This window comes from Roseicyclus sp. (genome assembly GCF_018402035.1).
GTDB lineage: Bacteria > Pseudomonadota > Alphaproteobacteria > Rhodobacterales > Rhodobacteraceae > Roseicyclus.
Genome location: NZ_JAGYJN010000001.1, coordinates 647,576 through 664,476, shown reverse-complemented (window position 1 = coordinate 664,476; position 16,901 = coordinate 647,576). Strand labels below are relative to the sequence as shown.

The 16,901-nt window shown below is 58.4% G+C and carries 17 protein-coding genes; 3 read left to right on the top strand and 14 right to left on the bottom strand.

All coding sequences use genetic code 11. The features are described from left to right. Positions 1-7: 7 nt before the first annotated feature. The 5 genes from KG698_RS03165 to KG698_RS03145 all read right to left on the bottom strand — a co-directional run bounded on the left by KG698_RS03165 (position 8) and on the right by KG698_RS03145 (position 3,546). A complete protein-coding gene (locus KG698_RS03165; protein ID WP_213684082.1) occupies positions 8-1,459 on the bottom strand; it encodes a hypothetical protein in 1,452 nt (483 codons plus the stop codon). 173 nt (positions 1,460-1,632) lie between these two features. Then, positions 1,633-2,184 (bottom strand): hypothetical protein, encoded by a 552-nt coding sequence (locus KG698_RS03160; RefSeq protein ID WP_213684081.1) that lies wholly within the window; start codon positions 2,182-2,184, stop codon positions 1,633-1,635. Positions 2,185-2,230: 46 nt separating this feature from the next. After that, positions 2,231-2,467: a hypothetical protein gene (locus KG698_RS03155; RefSeq protein ID WP_213684080.1), complete on the bottom strand. Its 237-nt coding sequence runs from the start codon at positions 2,465-2,467 to the stop codon at positions 2,231-2,233. Positions 2,468-2,565: 98 nt separating this feature from the next. Next, positions 2,566-2,841, bottom strand: a complete 276-nt coding sequence (locus KG698_RS03150; protein WP_213684079.1) for a hypothetical protein — start codon at positions 2,839-2,841, stop codon at positions 2,566-2,568. A 204-nt stretch (positions 2,842-3,045) separates the two neighbouring features. Further along, positions 3,046-3,546 (bottom strand): MarR family winged helix-turn-helix transcriptional regulator, encoded by a 501-nt coding sequence (locus tag KG698_RS03145; RefSeq protein ID WP_213684078.1) that lies wholly within the window; start codon positions 3,544-3,546, stop codon positions 3,046-3,048. Between the two features lie 118 nt (positions 3,547-3,664). On the opposite strand from KG698_RS03145, the gene KG698_RS03140 reads away from it, so the two are divergent. Then, positions 3,665-4,081 carry a VOC family protein gene (locus KG698_RS03140; RefSeq protein ID WP_213684077.1) on the top strand — a complete coding sequence of 139 codons (417 nt, stop codon included), beginning with the start codon at positions 3,665-3,667 and terminating at the stop codon, positions 4,079-4,081. A 184-nt stretch (positions 4,082-4,265) separates the two neighbouring features. On the opposite strand, the gene KG698_RS03135 is transcribed toward KG698_RS03140, so the two are convergent. Genes KG698_RS03135 through KG698_RS03125 form a run of 3 tightly spaced genes read right to left on the bottom strand, consistent with a single transcriptional unit; the run spans position 4,266 to position 7,616 of the window. After that, complete coding sequence (locus tag KG698_RS03135) at positions 4,266-5,558, bottom strand: mannitol dehydrogenase family protein (protein WP_213684076.1); 1,293 nt, start codon at positions 5,556-5,558, stop codon at positions 4,266-4,268. Positions 5,559-5,561: 3 nt separating this feature from the next. After that, positions 5,562-6,941: a glucuronate isomerase gene (uxaC, locus tag KG698_RS03130; protein ID WP_213684075.1), complete on the bottom strand. Its 1,380-nt coding sequence runs from the start codon at positions 6,939-6,941 to the stop codon at positions 5,562-5,564. Between the two features lie 3 nt (positions 6,942-6,944). After that, complete coding sequence (locus tag KG698_RS03125) at positions 6,945-7,616, bottom strand: GntR family transcriptional regulator (protein WP_213684074.1); 672 nt, start codon at positions 7,614-7,616, stop codon at positions 6,945-6,947. Positions 7,617-7,784: 168 nt separating this feature from the next. Here KG698_RS03125 and KG698_RS03120 point away from each other — a divergent pair, with 168 nt between their 5' ends. Together KG698_RS03120 and KG698_RS03115 are read left to right on the top strand one after the other, a co-directional pair. Continuing rightward, entirely contained in the window at positions 7,785-8,834 is a 1,050-nt protein-coding gene (locus tag KG698_RS03120; protein WP_213684073.1) for a Gfo/Idh/MocA family oxidoreductase, read from the top strand. Next, positions 8,831-9,841: a Gfo/Idh/MocA family oxidoreductase gene (locus KG698_RS03115; RefSeq protein WP_213684072.1), complete on the top strand. Its 1,011-nt coding sequence runs from the start codon at positions 8,831-8,833 to the stop codon at positions 9,839-9,841. The genes KG698_RS03120 and KG698_RS03115 overlap by 4 nt, the downstream gene beginning before the upstream one ends. 127 nt (positions 9,842-9,968) lie before the next feature. Here the strand turns inward: KG698_RS03115 and KG698_RS03110 are convergent, their stop codons facing one another. The 6 genes from KG698_RS03110 to uxuA all read right to left on the bottom strand — a co-directional run bounded on the left by KG698_RS03110 (position 9,969) and on the right by uxuA (position 16,777). After that, entirely contained in the window at positions 9,969-11,057 is a 1,089-nt protein-coding gene (locus KG698_RS03110; RefSeq protein ID WP_213684071.1) for an ABC transporter ATP-binding protein, read from the bottom strand. A gap of 13 nt (positions 11,058-11,070) precedes the next feature. Next, on the bottom strand, positions 11,071-12,033 hold the full coding sequence (locus tag KG698_RS03105) for an NAD(P)-dependent oxidoreductase (RefSeq protein WP_213684070.1): 963 nt from the start codon (positions 12,031-12,033) through the stop codon (positions 11,071-11,073). Between the two features lie 50 nt (positions 12,034-12,083). Beyond that, positions 12,084-13,157: a carbohydrate ABC transporter permease gene (locus KG698_RS03100; RefSeq protein ID WP_213684069.1), complete on the bottom strand. Its 1,074-nt coding sequence runs from the start codon at positions 13,155-13,157 to the stop codon at positions 12,084-12,086. Continuing rightward, positions 13,150-14,172, bottom strand: a complete 1,023-nt coding sequence (locus tag KG698_RS03095) for a sugar ABC transporter permease (RefSeq protein ID WP_213684068.1) — start codon at positions 14,170-14,172, stop codon at positions 13,150-13,152. Before KG698_RS03095 ends, KG698_RS03100 begins: the two co-directional genes overlap by 8 nt. 72 nt (positions 14,173-14,244) lie before the next feature. Then, entirely contained in the window at positions 14,245-15,513 is a 1,269-nt protein-coding gene (locus tag KG698_RS03090; protein WP_213684067.1) for an ABC transporter substrate-binding protein, read from the bottom strand. Beyond that, positions 15,497-16,777 carry a mannonate dehydratase gene (uxuA, locus tag KG698_RS03085; RefSeq protein ID WP_213684066.1) on the bottom strand — a complete coding sequence of 427 codons (1,281 nt, stop codon included), beginning with the start codon at positions 16,775-16,777 and terminating at the stop codon, positions 15,497-15,499. The genes KG698_RS03090 and uxuA overlap by 17 nt, the downstream gene beginning before the upstream one ends. Between the last annotated feature and the right edge of the window lie 124 nt (positions 16,778-16,901).

The window sequence follows — 16,901 nt, the reverse complement described above, 5'->3', positions numbered from 1 at the left end:
TGATCTTTCACTGGGTAGATCTTGCGATTGAACCTCTGATCAAAACGGTAGCCGACCCCAGCATCACCCCAAGAACGATGGCCAGCGCAAAAAGCAGCGAAAACCGTTGCGAGGTTTGTTCCCAGTTTGAGTACACTTGCGGGGGGACTTGGGTGGCGTAAAGAACACCTATCCCTTGGATTTCTTCATCCATAAGACGAGAGAACAAGGCTTCAATTTGCTGGGATAAGTTGGCGAAAGCAACCTCTGCTTCGTCGGTCACATCTAGGCCCGAGTAAGACTCGCTCGTGAGCTGCGCAATTTGAAAGTCCACCTCCGCAAGCTGCTCTGTAAGTTCCCAAGTGCGCTCAAACAGAAGTATCACATATTGGTTGAGCTGAGCTTGTTGTGCAAGATCGATAACAGACGCCAATCCGCTATTATCAAGCGATAGCATCGTGCTATTCCTCTCTCCCCCATTTGGCATAAACCCGCTATCCGATGCACCTCTGCCGCGCAGGCTGGCCAACTGGTCAATTCTAGCATTCGTCGCGTCTTGGAGGGAGGCGATCCGAGAGCGCTCACGCCGCAACTGCTGCAGCCGAACGGCAGCAAAGCTATCGTCGCTTTGCACTGAACCACTCAACAACGGGTTCAGATAGAATGAATTAAACCGTTCAATTTGGAACTGTAGCTCTGCGGTATTAATACCCCCTTTAGCGCGCAACGATGACAACCGCGGATCATCGCTCGCGACGGTAGCAATCTGCTTCACGGCGACAAGAAACTGCTGCGCTTCCAATAGGCTGCGTGTCGTTGATAGATCGCGCGGTGGGGAAAGACCACTGACTGGAATAAGTTCTGGCGGTGCTGTAAAGCTATAGACTTCAACAAATACCTTTTGCCATGCGGCTGGAATAGCCTCAGCAATAATGATCGCCGCACCGCTATCAAGGTTTAACAGCGCAAAGTTCACCTGTATCGACACAGAGGTGGTATTCAATCTTGCAAGCCGGTCCGAATAGCGGGTGTTAATCTCAGTTAATTCAGCCGCGCTTGCATTTTGATCGACAGCAGCTTGAATTGTTGCCTGCCACTCCATACGAATTTGGTTTGTATCAGGGTGGCCAAATTGGACCGTAACAGCGCGCCGCAATGCATCTGCGCTGACACCCTGCAAATCAAGCGAGGTGATCACCTCGGACAGCACTTCCTCGGACACGAGGTCAGATGGCGAGAATGATGATCCGTTGGGGTATTGCTGATCGACGATCCCGCTGAGCGAAACGAAAGATTGAACAAATTTAACCGAAGATTTTCTATATTGATCAAAGATTGCGTAAGCTGACACAAGCAGTACCGAGGCCAAAACCGTGGCAATGATCACACCGCGCCCGCGCCAAATGGTTCGGGCGAGATGGCTGAGATCAATCTCATCATCCATTGCTGAGGGCTGATCATTGGCAATGCCATCTTTCATGGTGTCACATCCGCATCAATATTGCAGGGAAGATAGAATCAAAACTACATAACTGATAGTTGAAGCCAGAGATCCAAATATCACAAAAATAATAAAAAACAGTGCATTTTGAGATATTTTTGTCTCATGATACCCCCGATTTGGTATCGAAATGGCAGTAATATGTTTTTCGGTCAAGCCCGAAGGCGCCAAGCGCGAAAGCCTGCCATGAAGATGACCATGACAGAGGCGAGGCCGGCGATATCACCAAGAAAATGCTTGGCGGTTGCGAAGCTGCTGTAGTTGGAAAGTAGGAAAACGAAGAGCGCGTTGAATGCCGCAGCCGCGCAGCCGCATATAAGCAAGCTTTTCCAAGGCATCATTGCGCAGGTCCAGTCGCGCGCGATGATGCCGAGTTTCGCCATGCAAACAAACGCCAGGACGCACCCTATCTGCGCGGTCAGCGCGGTCACGGCTTGCGCTGCCAGCTCTGCCTCTGGGAAAACCCATGTCGCGTAGCAAAGCTTTACTGGAAAAAGGTAGGCGACGCTTCGCCAGCCGAACAAGTAGGCTGCAACGACGCGAACGCCATGCGGGAAGAACAAAAGGCTCGCCTGTGGGTTAGCAAGCCCCAGCAATGCTTGCACAGGATTGGAGAGGGTTTTGACGGCCTCGAAAGACAGCGCATAGCACAGCGACAAAAGTACGGTGATCAAGAGATGCGTCAGCGCGTCTGTCAGCTTCATGACAGCGACCGCGCAACAGATCGGTGATGGCACCCGTGGTCGGACGCTATGCCTTGAGACGGTACAAGGAGCGCTTCTCGTCCGTCATGCGATAGATGAGCCCCTTCTCTCCGAGGGTGCGGATCACACGAAAAAAGGTACTGTGGGACATCTGCGCAACCATTGACTGGCTTTGCAATACGCTGATTTCGAAGATCCCATCGTGGTCGGCTGCAAGCACGGCTGCGGCAAGCACAGTCTTTTCGGCCTCGGTCAAAGTCGTTAACCCGAGGTCTGCCTCCATCTCGAGAAGCGTCGCCCGCAATCGGCTGACCGCCTTTAAAAGTTGATTGCCCAAAATACACCAATTGATATGCGGTAATGAAACCGCAGGGGAACAGCCTAGCGTGCAATGTTCGCTTTTTCTTTGGACGATTTCCAGAAGTTTTGGTAGCAAAAAGCGGCTGCATCTAGCAATTGTGATCCCCAGCGAAGCTCTGCTTCGGCGTATTTTGGTATCACAATGGGATATAATATCAGATTTAATAAACGAAATTTAGGGTCAAAACTTCTATCATAAGATATTTTATGTCGTTTTGTTGTTTGTTGTTTGCTGAAATTTTTTGCAACAGTCGTATGGCCGCAAGTCACCGCTGCTTTATTGGGGCGCTCTGGCACTCACTATTTATGCAGCGCGCCGCATATGGGGCTTGCTAGGTTGCATAAATTGCAAGGCCAACTTAGCTGATAGCCTGCGCGCATCGTAGCGAAGGTGGCAGCGGGTGTCAGCGCCGCAACATTGGCGCGCGCCTTTATGCGCAATGTGCAACGCTCGGTGGGCTCGCATGCGCGCGCTGGTTCCGCGTTAAGGCCGCCCGAGGGCTAGGGTGCCGGTTTGTCTGTGCGCGCATCACCTGCAAGCGTCGTGGCACGAAGCACATGGCCCAGATCGGCGCGCAGGCGTTGCGGCGCATCCCCGCCCAAGGCCGCGTCGAGCTGTGCATGGGTGTCGCGCCATACCGGCAGCGCCGCCGTCAAGGCATCCAAGCCGGATTGTGTGATGTGCACGATCCGCGCGCGGCGGTCGGTCTTGTCCGGCTCGACCCGCACAAGGCCGCGCCGCTCCAGCGGCTTGAGCGCCGCGGTAAGCGAGGTGCGGTCCATCGCGAGGAACTCTGCCAGACGGCCAATGGTTGGGGGTTCGGGCGCGTTCAGCGCCATCAACAGCGAGAATTGCCCATTGTTGAGCCCAAAGGGGCGCAGCGCCATGTCAAAGAGCCGCGCCAAGGCACGCGCCGCGCGCTGCGTGTGCAGGCACAGGCAGGTTTGCGCGACATCTGCAACAATCGCGCGATCGAGTGTCTTTCGCGTGGATTCTGGCATGATATGTTGATATCAACTTAAATCGGACATGATCAATGCAGTACGCCATCGTTGACCCTTTCATCGGCCAAGGCCGAAAGGGTGGCGATGGCCAAGTGACGCGAAAGGTAAAGGCCCCATGATGACCCCACAACTCTATCTGTTCTTCAAGGGCGACTGCCTTGAGGCCATGACCCTTTACGCGAAGACGCTGGGCGGCACCATCGAGGGGGTGTTTTTGAACAAGGACGCAGCGCCGGAAGACCGGATGCCCGGCGGCGACGATTTGGTGATGAACCTTGCGATGCGGCTTGGCGATACGCTGATGATGGCGTCCGACAATTCCGAAGAGATGTATGAGCGGCCACAGGGCTTCCGCGTCCAGATCGAGACGCCCTCGGCGGACGCGTTCGAGAGGATCTTTGCAGCGCTGGCGGAGGGGGCAACCGACATCCCCGTGCCGCCCGGTGAGACGCCATGGGCCGAGTGCTTTGCAATGTTCACTGACCGTTTTGGCACGCCTTGGATGCTGAATTTCACCGGCGCGCGTGGATAGGGGGATCATGCCGGTCGCGCTGTTGCGAACCAAGGCCCATGGCTGAGAGCCGCTTTCGAACCCGTCGCGACCAGAGATATCGCAATAAGCTACCGCGCTAAGGTTTGCACCTGTTGATGTCTCGAAAGCCGCGGTGGTGCCCGAGGTGAACGCTGCTCATTCGTACGGTGCCAGAGCGCTTGGTTTAGGCGACAGGGCCGTTCCCAATCAGCTTGTCCACATCGGACACGAGCGCCGCATGCCATTCCAAAGGCGCATCCGGCAGGCCGATCAACCCCATGAGTGATTTGCACAGCGACCAAGTGTCGAGGTTTGCGGCCAAGAGCGCGGCGATCTGATTTGCGTTTGGATCTTGCAACCTTTCGCCCCGGTCCCGTTTCCAAACGACAAAGGCGATCCATGCCGCCAAGGCTCGGCGGGCTTGCGGCGCATCGGATGCGCCGGTCAACAATGGCACGATCCGTTCCCGCAGCTTAAGGCTGCCGTCGCAGGCGATTTGCGCCAGTTCATGGCGCATTTCGGCAACCGCGAAGCGTTCAACCAAAGCCGCGCGATAAGCAGGGGTTGAGGCCTGCACATTGTCAGGCAGGGTTGCCTGCGCCTCGTTCCAGAGCTGTTCAACCGCCGCACGTAATGCGGTGTCTGCGATTGCCTCATGGACATAGCGATAGCCGGCAAGCAGGCCCGCATAGGCAAGATAGGAATGCGCGGCATTCAATAGTCGCAGCTTGCGCACTTCATAGGGCACCACATCAGGGACGATTTCGACCCCCGCGTTCTCCCACGCGGGTCGGGGCCCTGCGAAATCATCTTCGATGATCCATTCAGAAAAGGCTTCGGTCAGTACGGCGGCCGGATCGGTTGCGCCGCTGGCGGCTTCGATCTCGGACCGGATCGCGTCAGTGGTCGCCGGCGTGATCCGATCAACCATCGTGTCGGGGAAACGGATGTCCACGGAAAGCCGCAACCCGGCTGCGCGGGCGAAGTCGGTGATTGCCGCGCGCAATTTGTGACCATTGCCCGAGACATTGTCGCAGCTGATGACCGTGACCGGCGTAGATCGCAGGGCAAGCCCATGGGCCAGAAGCCCAATCGCGCTGCGCGGATCTTGTGTCAGATCCGCCGCAATCGCGGGAGATTTAAGGTCCAATCGCCCATCCGCCCCCAAGCCATAGCCTTTCTCGGTGACGGTCAGGGTGATGATATGCACTTCGGGATCGGCGATTGCGGCAACCACCGCCTGTGGCGCGGCCTGCGCAAGAAGCAACCGGTCATGGACGGCGATCTTTTGAATATGTAGCCCATCGGCCCCTCGAATGCCGAGGTGATAGGCACCGCCCTGCGCCACCAGCGCTGCGTAAAGCGCGGCATTGCCCATCACGACGCCTGTCACGCTCCAGTCGCCCGCCATCGCGGTATACCACGCCTGATGCGCGCGATGAAAATTGCCAAGGCCAAGGTGCAGGATGCGGGGCATGTCTCAGCTTTCGTGCAAGCCATAGGCATCAAGCGCAAGATCGCGCGCCAAGAAGGGGGCGAGCCGCTCAGCATCCGCTTGCGCAAGGATGCCACAATCGACCTGCCCTGCAAGGTGTAGGGCAACCGCGCGGCGCCATGTGTCATGCCGGGCCGGGATCGACAGAAAAGCGCGGGTATCATCATTGAAGCCCGAAAGATTGTGATATCCCGCTGTTTCCACCACCCGGTCAAAGTAACGGCGGATGCCATTCACACTGTCATGGAACCACCAAGGTGGGCCAAGGCGAAGGCAGGGCCAATGGCCAACCATTGGCGCAAGTTCGCGGGCATAGCTGCTTTCGTCGAGTGTGAAGAGGATCACTTTGAGCTCTGGCGCGTTGCCCACGCGATTGAGCAGCGGCCCCATGCCAGCGACCCAGTCGATGACACCGGGGATGTCTGCGCCCATGTCTGGCCCATGGCTGGCAAATAGCGGCGCGTTGGTATTGCGGCGGCTGCCTGCATGGATCTGCATGACCAGCCCATCGTCAACCGACATCTGCGCCATCTCGACCAGCATGTGACCGTAATAGGCGCGGGCCTCAGCGTTGCGCAATGTGCCCGCCATGGCTTGCGCATGAAGCGCCTCGATCTGGTCGCGATCAAGCCAGCATGTCGCAAGCTCTGGCACATCATGGTCTGTCGCGGTGGCACCCAAGGCGCGAAAGGCCGCGCGCCGATCACGCAGCGCATCCAAAAAGCTGCCATAATGCGCGACGTCGCGGCCGGTGATCTGCGCCAATTGCGCCAAAGCGGCCGCATGCTTGGGGCGCGTTGGGTTCAAGACATCATCTGGGCGGAAGGTCGGAATGATCCGACCCTGCCAAGCAGATGCGGCGATGGCGGCATGATGTGACAGCAGGTCTGTTGCCGGATCGGTCGTGGCCAGCACCTCGATCCCGAAACGGTCGAACAATGCGCGGGGCCGAAATGCATCCGTCGCCAATTTCGCCGCGATCTCATCATAGAGCACCTGCGCCGTGCGCGGCGAGAGGGGGGTATCGATCTGAAGTGTTTGGGTCAGGGTGAACGCCATCCATTGCTGGCTCGGCGTCCCAAGAAACGCATCCCAATGCTGCGCGAGAAGCTGGAACACTGCGCGCGGATCATGGTCTTCGCCGCCGGGGCCGATCCCTAAGGCGGCAAGCGGTACCCCGCGCGAATAGAGCATGCGAAAGACATAGTGATCGGGCTGGATCAACAGCGCGGCGGGGTTGGGAAAAGCGGCATTTGTTGCCCACCACGCAGGGTCGCAATGCCCATGCGGCGACACGATGGGAAGATCGGCGATGCGCGCGTATAAAGCGGCGGCGCTTGACGGGAGGATTACGCCGGCTGTCATTGATCAGACCTCCGCCTCTTCGAAGAAATCGCGGTTCGCAGCGACCAGGTCCGACAGCGTTGCCAACACGCGGCGCAAATGTTGGCGCATCCGCTCAAAGGCTTGGTCCTTGTCCCCTTTCTGGATGGCGTTAAAGATGCCTTCATGCTCGGACAACAACTCTCCCATGCGGTCGGAGTCGTTGAGCGACAAGACACGTAACCGATCCAGCGCCGACTTTTCGCGCAACAGCAGCCCTCCGATCCGCTCAAAGCCTGTCGCTTCGGCGAGCAGAAGGTGAAAACGATCGTCAAGTTGTTGGAACTCCAGCTTCTCTCCAGCCGCGACAGCGATGCGCTGGCTTTCGAGAACCGCGAGAATTTTCTCGCGCGAGTCCTGCGACAAGCCTTGCGTGCAGAGCCGTTCGACCACAGCACTTTCCAAGGCTTCACGCAGGAATTGGGCGCCGATGATCTGCTGCTCGGACAGCTTCGAGACATAGGTTCCCCGGCTTGGCCAGGTCATGATCAGACCGTCTTCGCGCAATTGCGCAAAGGCTTCGCGCACGGGCGTGCGGCTGGCACCAAAGACTTGGCCAACCTCGTTTTCCGAAATCAGCGCACCGGGTCGGATCTGCATGTTAAGGATCGCGGCCCGCAGCGCCGAGCAGATTTGTTCTGCCGCCGGACGGGCCATATTCAGGGGCGCCACATCTCGGAAAGATGCGTCAAGCAGCGCTAATTTCTGTTTCATTTGAAGATCTATCCCGAGTTGACAGTAGCCAGTATACCGGTATGTAATGAAAGCGCAACGGAGATGTCCCGCATTTTAAGGGCATAGCGCAGACGGTCAAAGGGCGCGGTTATGGGAAATGCATTGCCAAAACGGGCGGTCCTGATCGGTGCAGGAATGGTGGCGCGGACGCATCTGTCGGCCTGTGCCGCTGCGCAGGGTGTCCGTGTTCATGGGATCCAGTCCAGAAGCCCGGATCGCGCCCGCGCGCTTGCGGACGCGCATACTGCGCAGACCGGCGAGAACATCCGCGTCTATGACAGCCTCGCGGCCGTGACCGCCGATCCTGAGATTGATTTTGCCATTGTCTTGACGCCGCCAAATGCGCGTATCGAGATCGTCAGCATCTTGGCCTCGGCAGGCAAGCATATCTTGCTGGAAAAGCCCGTTGGGCGAAACGCCACCGAGGCGCGCGAGGTGGTCCGCCTGTGTCATGAGGCGGGTGTGACCTTGGGGATCGTGTTCCAGCACAGGATGCGCGAAGCGTCTCGCAAGGCGGCGCAGATGATCGCCGACAACGATCTGGGCGCGCTTGGTCTGGTGGAGATTGCGGTGCCTTGGTGGCGTGATCAGGGCTATTATGACGAACCCGGGCGCGGCACCTATGCGCGCGATGGCGGCGGCGTTCTGATTTCACAAGCGATCCATACCATCGACTTGGCGCTTTCACTGGCTGGCCCCGTCCGGTCTGTCCGCGCGATGGCTGCAACGACCCGGTTTCACAGGATGGAAGCCGAGGATTTCGTTACCGCCGGTCTGCAATTTGCCAATGGCGCGGTCGGGTCTTTGGTGGCCAGCACCGCGAGTTTTCCGGGCAAGGCGGAAACGATCACACTGCACTTTGAAAAGGCCAGTCTGGGCCTCGCGTCTGGGCGGCTCGTGGTGCAGTGGCGCGACGGACATGAAGAAAGCTTTGGTGCGGCGGGTGGAACCGGGGGCGGGGCCGATCCAATGGCCTTTACCCATGAATGGCACCAAAGCGTTATCGAAGATTTCGCGTCTGCGCTTGCCAGCGGTAGGCGGCCGGCCATCACCGGCCAAGACGCGCTCGCGGCCCACGACCTGATTGACGCCATCATCACATCCGCCCGCAGCGGCGGAGCCACGGAGTTAAGCGCATGACCCCCCTTAGATTTGCCGCAATCGGCATTGATCACCGCCATATCTTTGGGATGGCGTCCAATATGATGGATGTGGGCGCGGAGTTCGCTGGATGGTGGACCGCCGGCCACCCCAATACCGAGGCCAGCTTTGTCGCGCGTTTCCCCGATGTCGCACGCGCAGACAGTGCCGAGGCGCTGCTGAATGATCCGTCCATCGATCTTATCTTGCTCTCGTGCATCCCCGTTGACCGGGCCGCTTGGGCCATTGCGGCGATGGAGGCTGGCAAAGATGTTTTGACCGATAAGCCGGGCTGCACCACGCTTGACCAGCTTGCAGCGATCCAGGCAACGGTCGCAAAGACCGGGCGCATTTGGTCTATCGATTTTTCCGAACGTTTCGAGGTGCCCGCCGCCACCCGCGCCGCAGAGCTGGTCGCGGAAGGGGCCATCGGCCGGGTGATCCAGACGCTTGGCATGGGGCCGCACAGGCTTAATCGCAGCACAAGGCCCGACTGGTTCTTTGACCGGCAGGCATATGGTGGCATCCTCACCGATATCGGCAGCCATCAGATCGACCAATTCCTGTTCTTCACCGGCTCAACAGACGCCGAAGTCGTGCATGCGAGTGTGGCCAATTACGCCAGCCCCGATGATCACGGTCTTCAGGATTTCGGCGAGATCGTTCTGCGCAGCGACAATGGGCATGGCTATATCCGCGTTGATTGGTACACGCCCGATGCTTTGCCGACCTGGGGCGACGGGCGGCTGACGATCCTTGGGACCGAAGGCTATATCGAGCTGCGTAAATACGTCGATGTCGGCATCCCCGGCACCGATCATCTGATCCTCGTCAATGGTGATCGCTGTGAAAAGATCGACGCATCGGGCGCGCCGCTGCCCTTCTTTGCCCGTTTCGCGGCCGATCTGCGCGACCGCAGTGAAACCGCAATGACGCAAGCGCATGTCTTCAAGGTGTGCGAGTTGTCACTCAAGGCACAAGCCATGGCTGAGGGTCGTTTGGCGTGACCCGCTTGGCTGTTCGCGCAGCCCGCCGCGTTTGATGGCTTTCAATCAAACCAACGCCGCGTTTGCATTGCAAACGCGGCGTCGCTGGAACCGGTGAAGCCTAGCCACCGATTTCCCGCAAGACGCCCTAAACCGTCAGGCCATTTGCCACCGTTTTACCGGTTGCATCGAAGACATGCATCTGTGCGCGGGAAAAGCTGAGCGACAGGGCTTGGCCCTTCACGATGGGCAATTGTCCGGGCTGGTGGACGGTAATCTGCGGCAGTCCCGGAGCATCGCAATAGAGGTAGGTCTCGCCACCGAGCTGCTCTGTCACTTTCACCGTCGTGGTCAACTCGCCCAATCCATCGGCGTGGACGGCAATATGCTCGGGCCTGATGCCGATGGTGAGCTTGTCGCCGTCCTTGATGCTGGGCAGATCCGATAGATCAAGGCGCAGACCCTCGATGCTGATCGCAAGGCCCGCTGCGTCGCGCACGGCGTGGCCTTCGAACATATTCATCCGGGGTGAGCCGATGAAACCCGCCACGAAGGCGTTGCAGGGGCGGTTATACAATTCCAAAGGCGCGCCAACCTGTTCCACGATACCCTTTTGCAAAACCACGATCTTGTCGGCCAGCGTCATCGCTTCGACCTGATCATGGGTCACATAGATCATCGTGCCGCCGATTTTGGCATGCAGCGCGGACAGTTCCTTGCGCATCACGACCCGCAATTCCGCGTCAAGATTTGACAAGGGTTCGTCAAACAAAAAGGCCTTGGGATCGCGCACGATGGCCCGCCCGATGGCGACGCGTTGACGCTGTCCGCCGGACAATGCCTTTGGCTTTCTGTCCAGATAGTCGGTGATTTGCAGCAGCTCAGCCGCATTCCTGACGCGCTCATCGATCTGGGCGCGCGGCATTTTGGAGTTTTCCAACCCAAAGGCCATATTCTTATAAACCGACATATGCGGGTAAAGCGCGTATGACTGGAACACCATCGCCAAGCCGCGCTCTGCGGCGCTGACATCATTGACGACGCTACCGTCGATCTCGACCGTGCCGGAGGTGATGCCTTCCAACCCGGCGATGATGCGCAGAAGGGTGGATTTTCCACAGCCAGATGGCCCCACGAACACGCAGAACTCCCCGGTTTGAACCTGAAGGTTGATCCCGTGGATCACCTCCAACTCCCCATAGGCTTTGTGCACGTTCTTGAGATGAATTTCGGTCATTGTTCGTCTTTCATTACCGGCTGCGCATCTTATTGGCGAGTTGTGGGTCAGCCTTCTGCATGCGCAGGGGCGGCAGACCTTTGAGGATCTGGCCGATATCATCCAGCATCATGTCCCGGATACGCGCATAAGAGGCGCGCAGCCCGCCCGCCAAATGCGCAGAGAACAAGACATTGGGTGTCTCGCGCCAAGCGTGACCTGCGGGCACGGGCTCTTCTGGGAAAACATCCACTGCGGCGCGGAAGGCCCCAGTGGCGGCCAGTGCCAGGAAATCGTCGAAGTCCACGATCTCGGCGCGCGAGGCCAAGACGACGCAGGCGTCATGCCGGATCAACGACAGCTTCTTTTTGTCAAGAAATCCCTCATTCTCCGAGGTGACACCCGCCAAAAGATAGATCACATCCGACCGCGACAGCGCCGCGTCGAGCGACACGGGTTCCAGACCCTCGCTGGCAAGGTAGCCATCAGAAAGCCACGGGTCATGCACAAGCAATTGCACACCGAAGGGGCGGAGCAAGGGGGCTAAAGCGCGCCCAAGATTGCCGTATCCAATCAGCGCGACCGTCGCATTATAGAGGCTTTCCGCCTTGCCGTTGCCGCCGATGCCATAGGCCTCTTGGCCAGAGCGGAACAGCCCGTCGGCCCGGTGCAAGCCGCGCAGCAAGCTGATGGACTGACCAATGCAGAATTCAGCCACGGCAGGGGCCATGGCGGGTGCGGCGCTCAGCACATGGATGCCGCGCGCATGACATTCGGCATAGTCGATATTGGGTTCCCAATTCGCCTTTACGTTCAAGATCGCGCGCAGGTTGGGCGCCCGGTCCAGCCGTTCCTTTGGCATGGCGGTTTGCCCGATCAGCACGGTCATGTCGGCCAGATGCGCCTCGACCAGATCATCGGGTGCGCGGCTACCCCAATGGGCAACGACGCGTCCCATCTGGGAGAGTTTCTCGGCGCAGTCGGGCGTGTAGACCATGGCCTCGTTCCGAGGAAACGGGTCCATGAAAATTAACGGAGCGTTGGTCATCATTTCATCCCTGAGGAGGCAATGCCGGTTGTTATGAAACGTTGCAGGAAACCGAAAACGATGACGACCGGGATCAGCGTGACGACGGTCATCGCCAGAATGTAGTGCCATTGCACATCCAGCTCACCCTGGAAGGAGTTGAGGCCAACCTGAAGCGTATAGACCTCGGAGCGGTTCAGAACGATGAGCGGCCAAAGGAACTCGTTCCAGCGCCACATGATCGAAAAGATCGCAAGCACCGCCACGGCGGGCATCGCCAGCGGCATGACCACCCGCCAGTAGATTTGCCATTCCGAGGCCTTGTCCATCCGCGCCGCCTCGATCAGGTCACGCGGGATTGTGAGCATGTATTGGCGCAACAAGAAAACGCCCGTGGGTGTCGCCGCGCCGGGTAAAATGACCGCCCAGAGCGAATTGATCATCCCAAGGTTCGTCACCACCAAGTACACCGGCACCAAGATCACGGTGATCGGGATCATGAGCGTGCCGATCACGAACAGCATGATCGCATTGCGCCCACGAAATTCGTAAATCGAAAGCCCGTAAGCCGCCATCGAGTTGATCAGCAGCGTCACCAAGGTTGCCGCGAAGGTCACGACGACCGTATTCCACAAGTAGCGCATGAAATTGAAGCGCTCGAGCGGGTCGCGGTAGTTCTCCAACGCCATCCGAAATTCGCGCACCGGTTCGCGCGTTGCGATTGGAACCTGCAAGCGTTCTTCCGGGTTGGCCGGGTCGATCATCTGCGCTGTGATCCCGACACGGCGGATTTGCGCAAGCTGGCGCACGCTGCCGTCTTCCATTGTGACATCGAAGAGCAAGAGGGGTTCTGCATGTCCTTCGACGGCGACGCTCACCTGCCCAAGCGGCAGCAGTGTCGGTGGAAACTCTTGCAGGCCCGCCGGCGTCTTGAACGAAGAAAGCACCAGCCAGACCACAGGCGCAAACATCAAGAACAGGCCAAAGCCAAGGTAGAGATAGGTAAAGATATCGGTCCAGTGCAGCTTGCCTTGTCCGCGACGGGCGGTCAGGACATGCCAGACCGCATGGCTGGATTGTGCCGTGTCAGGCATTGTCGCGCCTCCGGGTTGCCGCCAACTGCGTCAAGGTCAAGACAAACAAGACGCCGCCAAGCACCATCGAGGCCGCTGACGCCAAGCCAAAGTTCTGCACCTGGTTCGTGAAGGCCGTGTTGTAGATATATTGCACGATGAACTGCGTCGCCGTTCCCGGCCCGCCACCTGTCAAAACATAGACCTCGTCAAAGACCTGCACGCCCTTGATCAGCGCCAGCACGATCACCACGAGCATGTTGGGCCACAAAAGCGGCAGGGTAATGCGGAAGAAAACGCGCTCTTTGCTGGTGCCATCCATTTCGGCGGCCTCGTAAAGATCGGGCTGGATCGCTTGGAGGCCGGCCAGCAAAATCAGCATGTAAAAGCCCATATGCGCCCAGATCGACACGAAAACGGCCCAGAACATCGCCCAATCGGGGCTGACGAAGAACAAGATGCGCTCAAGCCCGATGGACACCAAAAAGGCATTCAAGATCCCATCGCGCAGCAAGATCCATTTCCAGATCAGGGCGACGACGACCGGCGAAAGCAGCACGGGAAAGAAAAAGACAGCGCGCCAAAAACCGCGCCCGCGGATTTCGCGGTTCAAGACAAGCGCGGTGATCAGCGAGAACAGCACCATGAAGCTGACCTGAAAGAAGATGAAAATTGCCGTATTGAATATGCCCTTCCAAAAGCGGTCTTCGCGGCAACTCAACGGATCGGCGTAATTCTCGCAATCGAAAAGAAAGCCATATTGCTCGCCCTCGACAAAGGGGCGGTCACTGAGAAACAGGGCCGTCCCACCGGTCAGCGAATAGGCAAAATTGAGAAATAAAGGGATGACGACGAACATGCCGAAGAAAACCAAATTCGGCAGCAGAAATAACCAAGGCATCCCGCCGATACCAAGCAGGCGTTGGATCGCGGACATGGGGTAGTCAAGCAGCCGGAACAGGACACGCACCGGTGTGGCCGCTACATGCGTTAGTGCTTCGCCAGTTGTTTGCGGTTTGTCATAAACCCGGGCCATGGCGCGTCCTATCCATTCAGGCAATCGGCCCCGCAAAGCTGCGGGACCGATCATGCGTTGGTTGAGTGAGGTTCAGCGACCGCTCTCGGCCAGTTGGTTCGCGACGTCTTCTTCCATCCGGGCAAAGGCATCCTCGAGGGTCAATTCACCCACGATGGCTTCGTTCAGGCGCGAGATGAGCGCGTTGAACAACACGCGGTTGGACGGGTAGCCTTGCAGTTGGAAGGCTGTCGGTGAAATCGTCGGCACCGCTGCGGCGAAGGTTGACAAGGCATGGGCCGCGCGGGGGTCATCCGTGGCAAAATCGATGCCGCTGCTTGCAAGGCCAAGGTGACCCGGAATGAACAGGGTGCGGCCATAGAACTCGGCCAAGACCTCTTCTTGCGCCAGATAGTCCATCAAGATGCCAACTTCTTTGGGATGCTCGGTATCCCCGATGGCCACAAGCGCAGCGCCGCCGGGCATGCCGGTGCAGGCAGAGGCACCACAAGGCGCGGGGACAGCCCACCAATCAAAGGCATCGCCGATCGTCGAGGTAAACTGCGGGATCTGCCAAGAGCCGGACATATACATCACGACGTTGGCGTTGGCGAAATCCTCGTTCGCACCAAGGTAGGTCGAGCCGGAAACAGAGCCCCAAAGCTCTTTCGACATGGTGCCGTCCTGGTGCCAGTCATAGAGCATCTGCGCCATGCGCTTCAGCCCATCGTCCACCAAAGCGGGTGCGCCCTCGGCATCGAACATCATCGCGCCTTGCGAGATTGCTGGGCCTGCAACGCGGTGACCCGAGCGGTCCCATGCCATGGGAATTGGGATATCCAACGCTTTGGCCACAGCATTTACCGCGGTTGCCCAATCGTCCCATGTTGCGCCCGCGCCGGGCATATCGATACCGGCCTGTTCAAACAATGTGCGGTTCACATAGGGGCCGGTCACGGTCAGCTGCGTCATGAAGCCGTTGATCGCGTCGCCATCGGGATCAAGCCAGGACAGGAAGGGACCAAAGTTCGTTTCCCAGTATTCCGGGTTCTGAACATGTGGACGCAGATCCAGATAGTACTGGGACAAGCCGCCAAGGTCAGTCACCCGCGCGATGTCAGGGCCATTGCCAGCCGCAAGCTGGATCGGCAAGGATTCCAAAACCATCTGGTAGGGAACAACGTCGAGGGTCACGTTGATGTCGGGATGGGCTTGATGAAAGCCATCGAGGAGCGACTGCATCACTTCGCCTTCGATGCCGTCATTATACCACATCATACGCAGTTCGGTCTGCGCCGCGGCAGACCCAGCCGCAAGTGCGAACAGAGAACTTGCCGCCAAGAGTTTATAGGATGTTTTCATAGTTTCCTCCCTGGAATGTTTGATCCTGTTTTCCGTTTCTTGTCTGCTCGTGATCTTTTGTGGCGCGCTTGGCACGCCCGTGTGAAATGGCAGCCATCACGCCACGCAACTCGGCAAGACCCTTGAGCCTGCCGACAGCAGGATAGCCCGGCTGCGCACCTGCAATGAGATCTGTGAGGATATCTTGCCCATGGTCTGGGCGCATGGGGATGGTGTCATCCGCCCGACCTTGCTCACGGCGGCGCGCCTCTTCGTCAAGCAAAACCTCGACCACGCCGACCATGTCGACATCGCCTGCCAGATGCTCGGATTCAACGAAGCTGCATGGAACGCGATATGTTTCCCGCGCGACATTGCGCAAATGCACGAAATGAATTCGTGGCGCTAATGCCTTGGCCATGGCCACGCAGTCATTGTCTGGCCTTGCGCCGAATGACCCGGTGCAAAAAGTTGCACCAAAGCTTGGATGATCGACGGCAGCGAGCACCGTTTGATAATCAGCAAGCGTCGACATGGTACGTGGCAGGCCAAGCAACGCGAAGGGTGGATCGTCGGGATGGCAGCAAAGCCTCATGCCAAGCTGTTCAGCGAGAGGCACAACCTCGGACAAGAAATCGATATGGTTTTGCCGCAGCGCATCGGACGACAAGGCGGCATAGGTATCAATCGCGGCGCGCACCCCCTCGAGTGTCCAGCTTTCCGCTGATCCGGGAAGCCCAGCAAGCACGGCTTTTTCAAGCGCCTGCCTTGCTGCATCATCCATGCCCGCTGCAGCCGCTTTGGCCTTGTCGAGGATTTCGGGTGTATATGCCTCTGCTGCGCCGGGACGTTTGAGGATATGCACATCAAAAGCGGCGAAAGCGGCGAGGTCGAACCGCATCGTCGTCGCGCCCGAGGGGAGTTCGGCACGCAAGCTCGTGCGGGTCCAGTCCAGCACAGGCATGAAGTTGTAGCATACCGTGCTGATGCCAGCGGCGGCCAATGCTGTGAGCGAGACCTTGTAGGCGTCGATATGCGCCGACCAATCGGAGGCTTGTGTTTTGATCGCCTCTGAAACCGGGAGGCTTTCGACCACCTCCCACGCGAGTGCCCCGCCTGATGCCGTTGCGATCTGCGCTTGCCGTTTGGCGATGTCGTCCAAGGGCCAGGGCGCGCCGGGCGGCAAGTGATGCAATGCGCTCACGATGCCCTGCGCGCCAGCCTGAAGCGCGTCGCGCACTGTGACCCGATCCTCCGGGCCAAACCATCGCCAGGTTTGTCGCATGCAGCAAGGCTCCTTCTGATACCGGTATACTAGTATGTCGCTTTACCATTGTGCAATCTTTTTATTCCGGCCGACATGTATCGTGATCTTGCGTCTCGGCCCGGGCGCATTGTGCTGTGAAAAG

Excerpts from the sequence above, each read along its gene's own strand:
- KG698_RS03165 (WP_213684082.1), bottom strand. The coding sequence starts at position 1,459 with ATGAAAGATGGCATTGCCAATGATCAGCCCTCAGCAATGGATGATGAG.
- KG698_RS03160 (WP_213684081.1), bottom strand. The coding sequence starts at position 2,184 with ATGAAGCTGACAGACGCGCTGACGCATCTCTTGATCACCGTACTTTTG.
- KG698_RS03155 (WP_213684080.1), bottom strand. The coding sequence starts at position 2,467 with ATGGAGGCAGACCTCGGGTTAACGACTTTGACCGAGGCCGAAAAGACT.
- KG698_RS03145 (WP_213684078.1), bottom strand. The coding sequence starts at position 3,546 with ATGCCAGAATCCACGCGAAAGACACTCGATCGCGCGATTGTTGCAGAT.
- KG698_RS03140 (WP_213684077.1), top strand. The coding sequence starts at position 3,665 with ATGATGACCCCACAACTCTATCTGTTCTTCAAGGGCGACTGCCTTGAG.
- KG698_RS03135 (WP_213684076.1), bottom strand. The coding sequence starts at position 5,558 with ATGCCCCGCATCCTGCACCTTGGCCTTGGCAATTTTCATCGCGCGCAT.
- uxaC (WP_213684075.1), bottom strand. The coding sequence starts at position 6,941 with ATGACAGCCGGCGTAATCCTCCCGTCAAGCGCCGCCGCTTTATACGCG.
- KG698_RS03125 (WP_213684074.1), bottom strand. The coding sequence starts at position 7,616 with ATGGCCCGTCCGGCGGCAGAACAAATCTGCTCGGCGCTGCGGGCCGCG.
- KG698_RS03120 (WP_213684073.1), top strand. The coding sequence starts at position 7,785 with ATGGGAAATGCATTGCCAAAACGGGCGGTCCTGATCGGTGCAGGAATG.
- KG698_RS03115 (WP_213684072.1), top strand. The coding sequence starts at position 8,831 with ATGACCCCCCTTAGATTTGCCGCAATCGGCATTGATCACCGCCATATC.
- KG698_RS03110 (WP_213684071.1), bottom strand. The coding sequence starts at position 11,057 with ATGACCGAAATTCATCTCAAGAACGTGCACAAAGCCTATGGGGAGTTG.
- KG698_RS03105 (WP_213684070.1), bottom strand. The coding sequence starts at position 12,033 with ATGGTCTACACGCCCGACTGCGCCGAGAAACTCTCCCAGATGGGACGC.
- KG698_RS03100 (WP_213684069.1), bottom strand. The coding sequence starts at position 13,157 with ATGCCTGACACGGCACAATCCAGCCATGCGGTCTGGCATGTCCTGACC.
- KG698_RS03095 (WP_213684068.1), bottom strand. The coding sequence starts at position 14,172 with ATGGCCCGGGTTTATGACAAACCGCAAACAACTGGCGAAGCACTAACG.
- KG698_RS03090 (WP_213684067.1), bottom strand. The coding sequence starts at position 15,513 with ATGAAAACATCCTATAAACTCTTGGCGGCAAGTTCTCTGTTCGCACTT.
- uxuA (WP_213684066.1), bottom strand. The coding sequence starts at position 16,777 with ATGCGACAAACCTGGCGATGGTTTGGCCCGGAGGATCGGGTCACAGTG.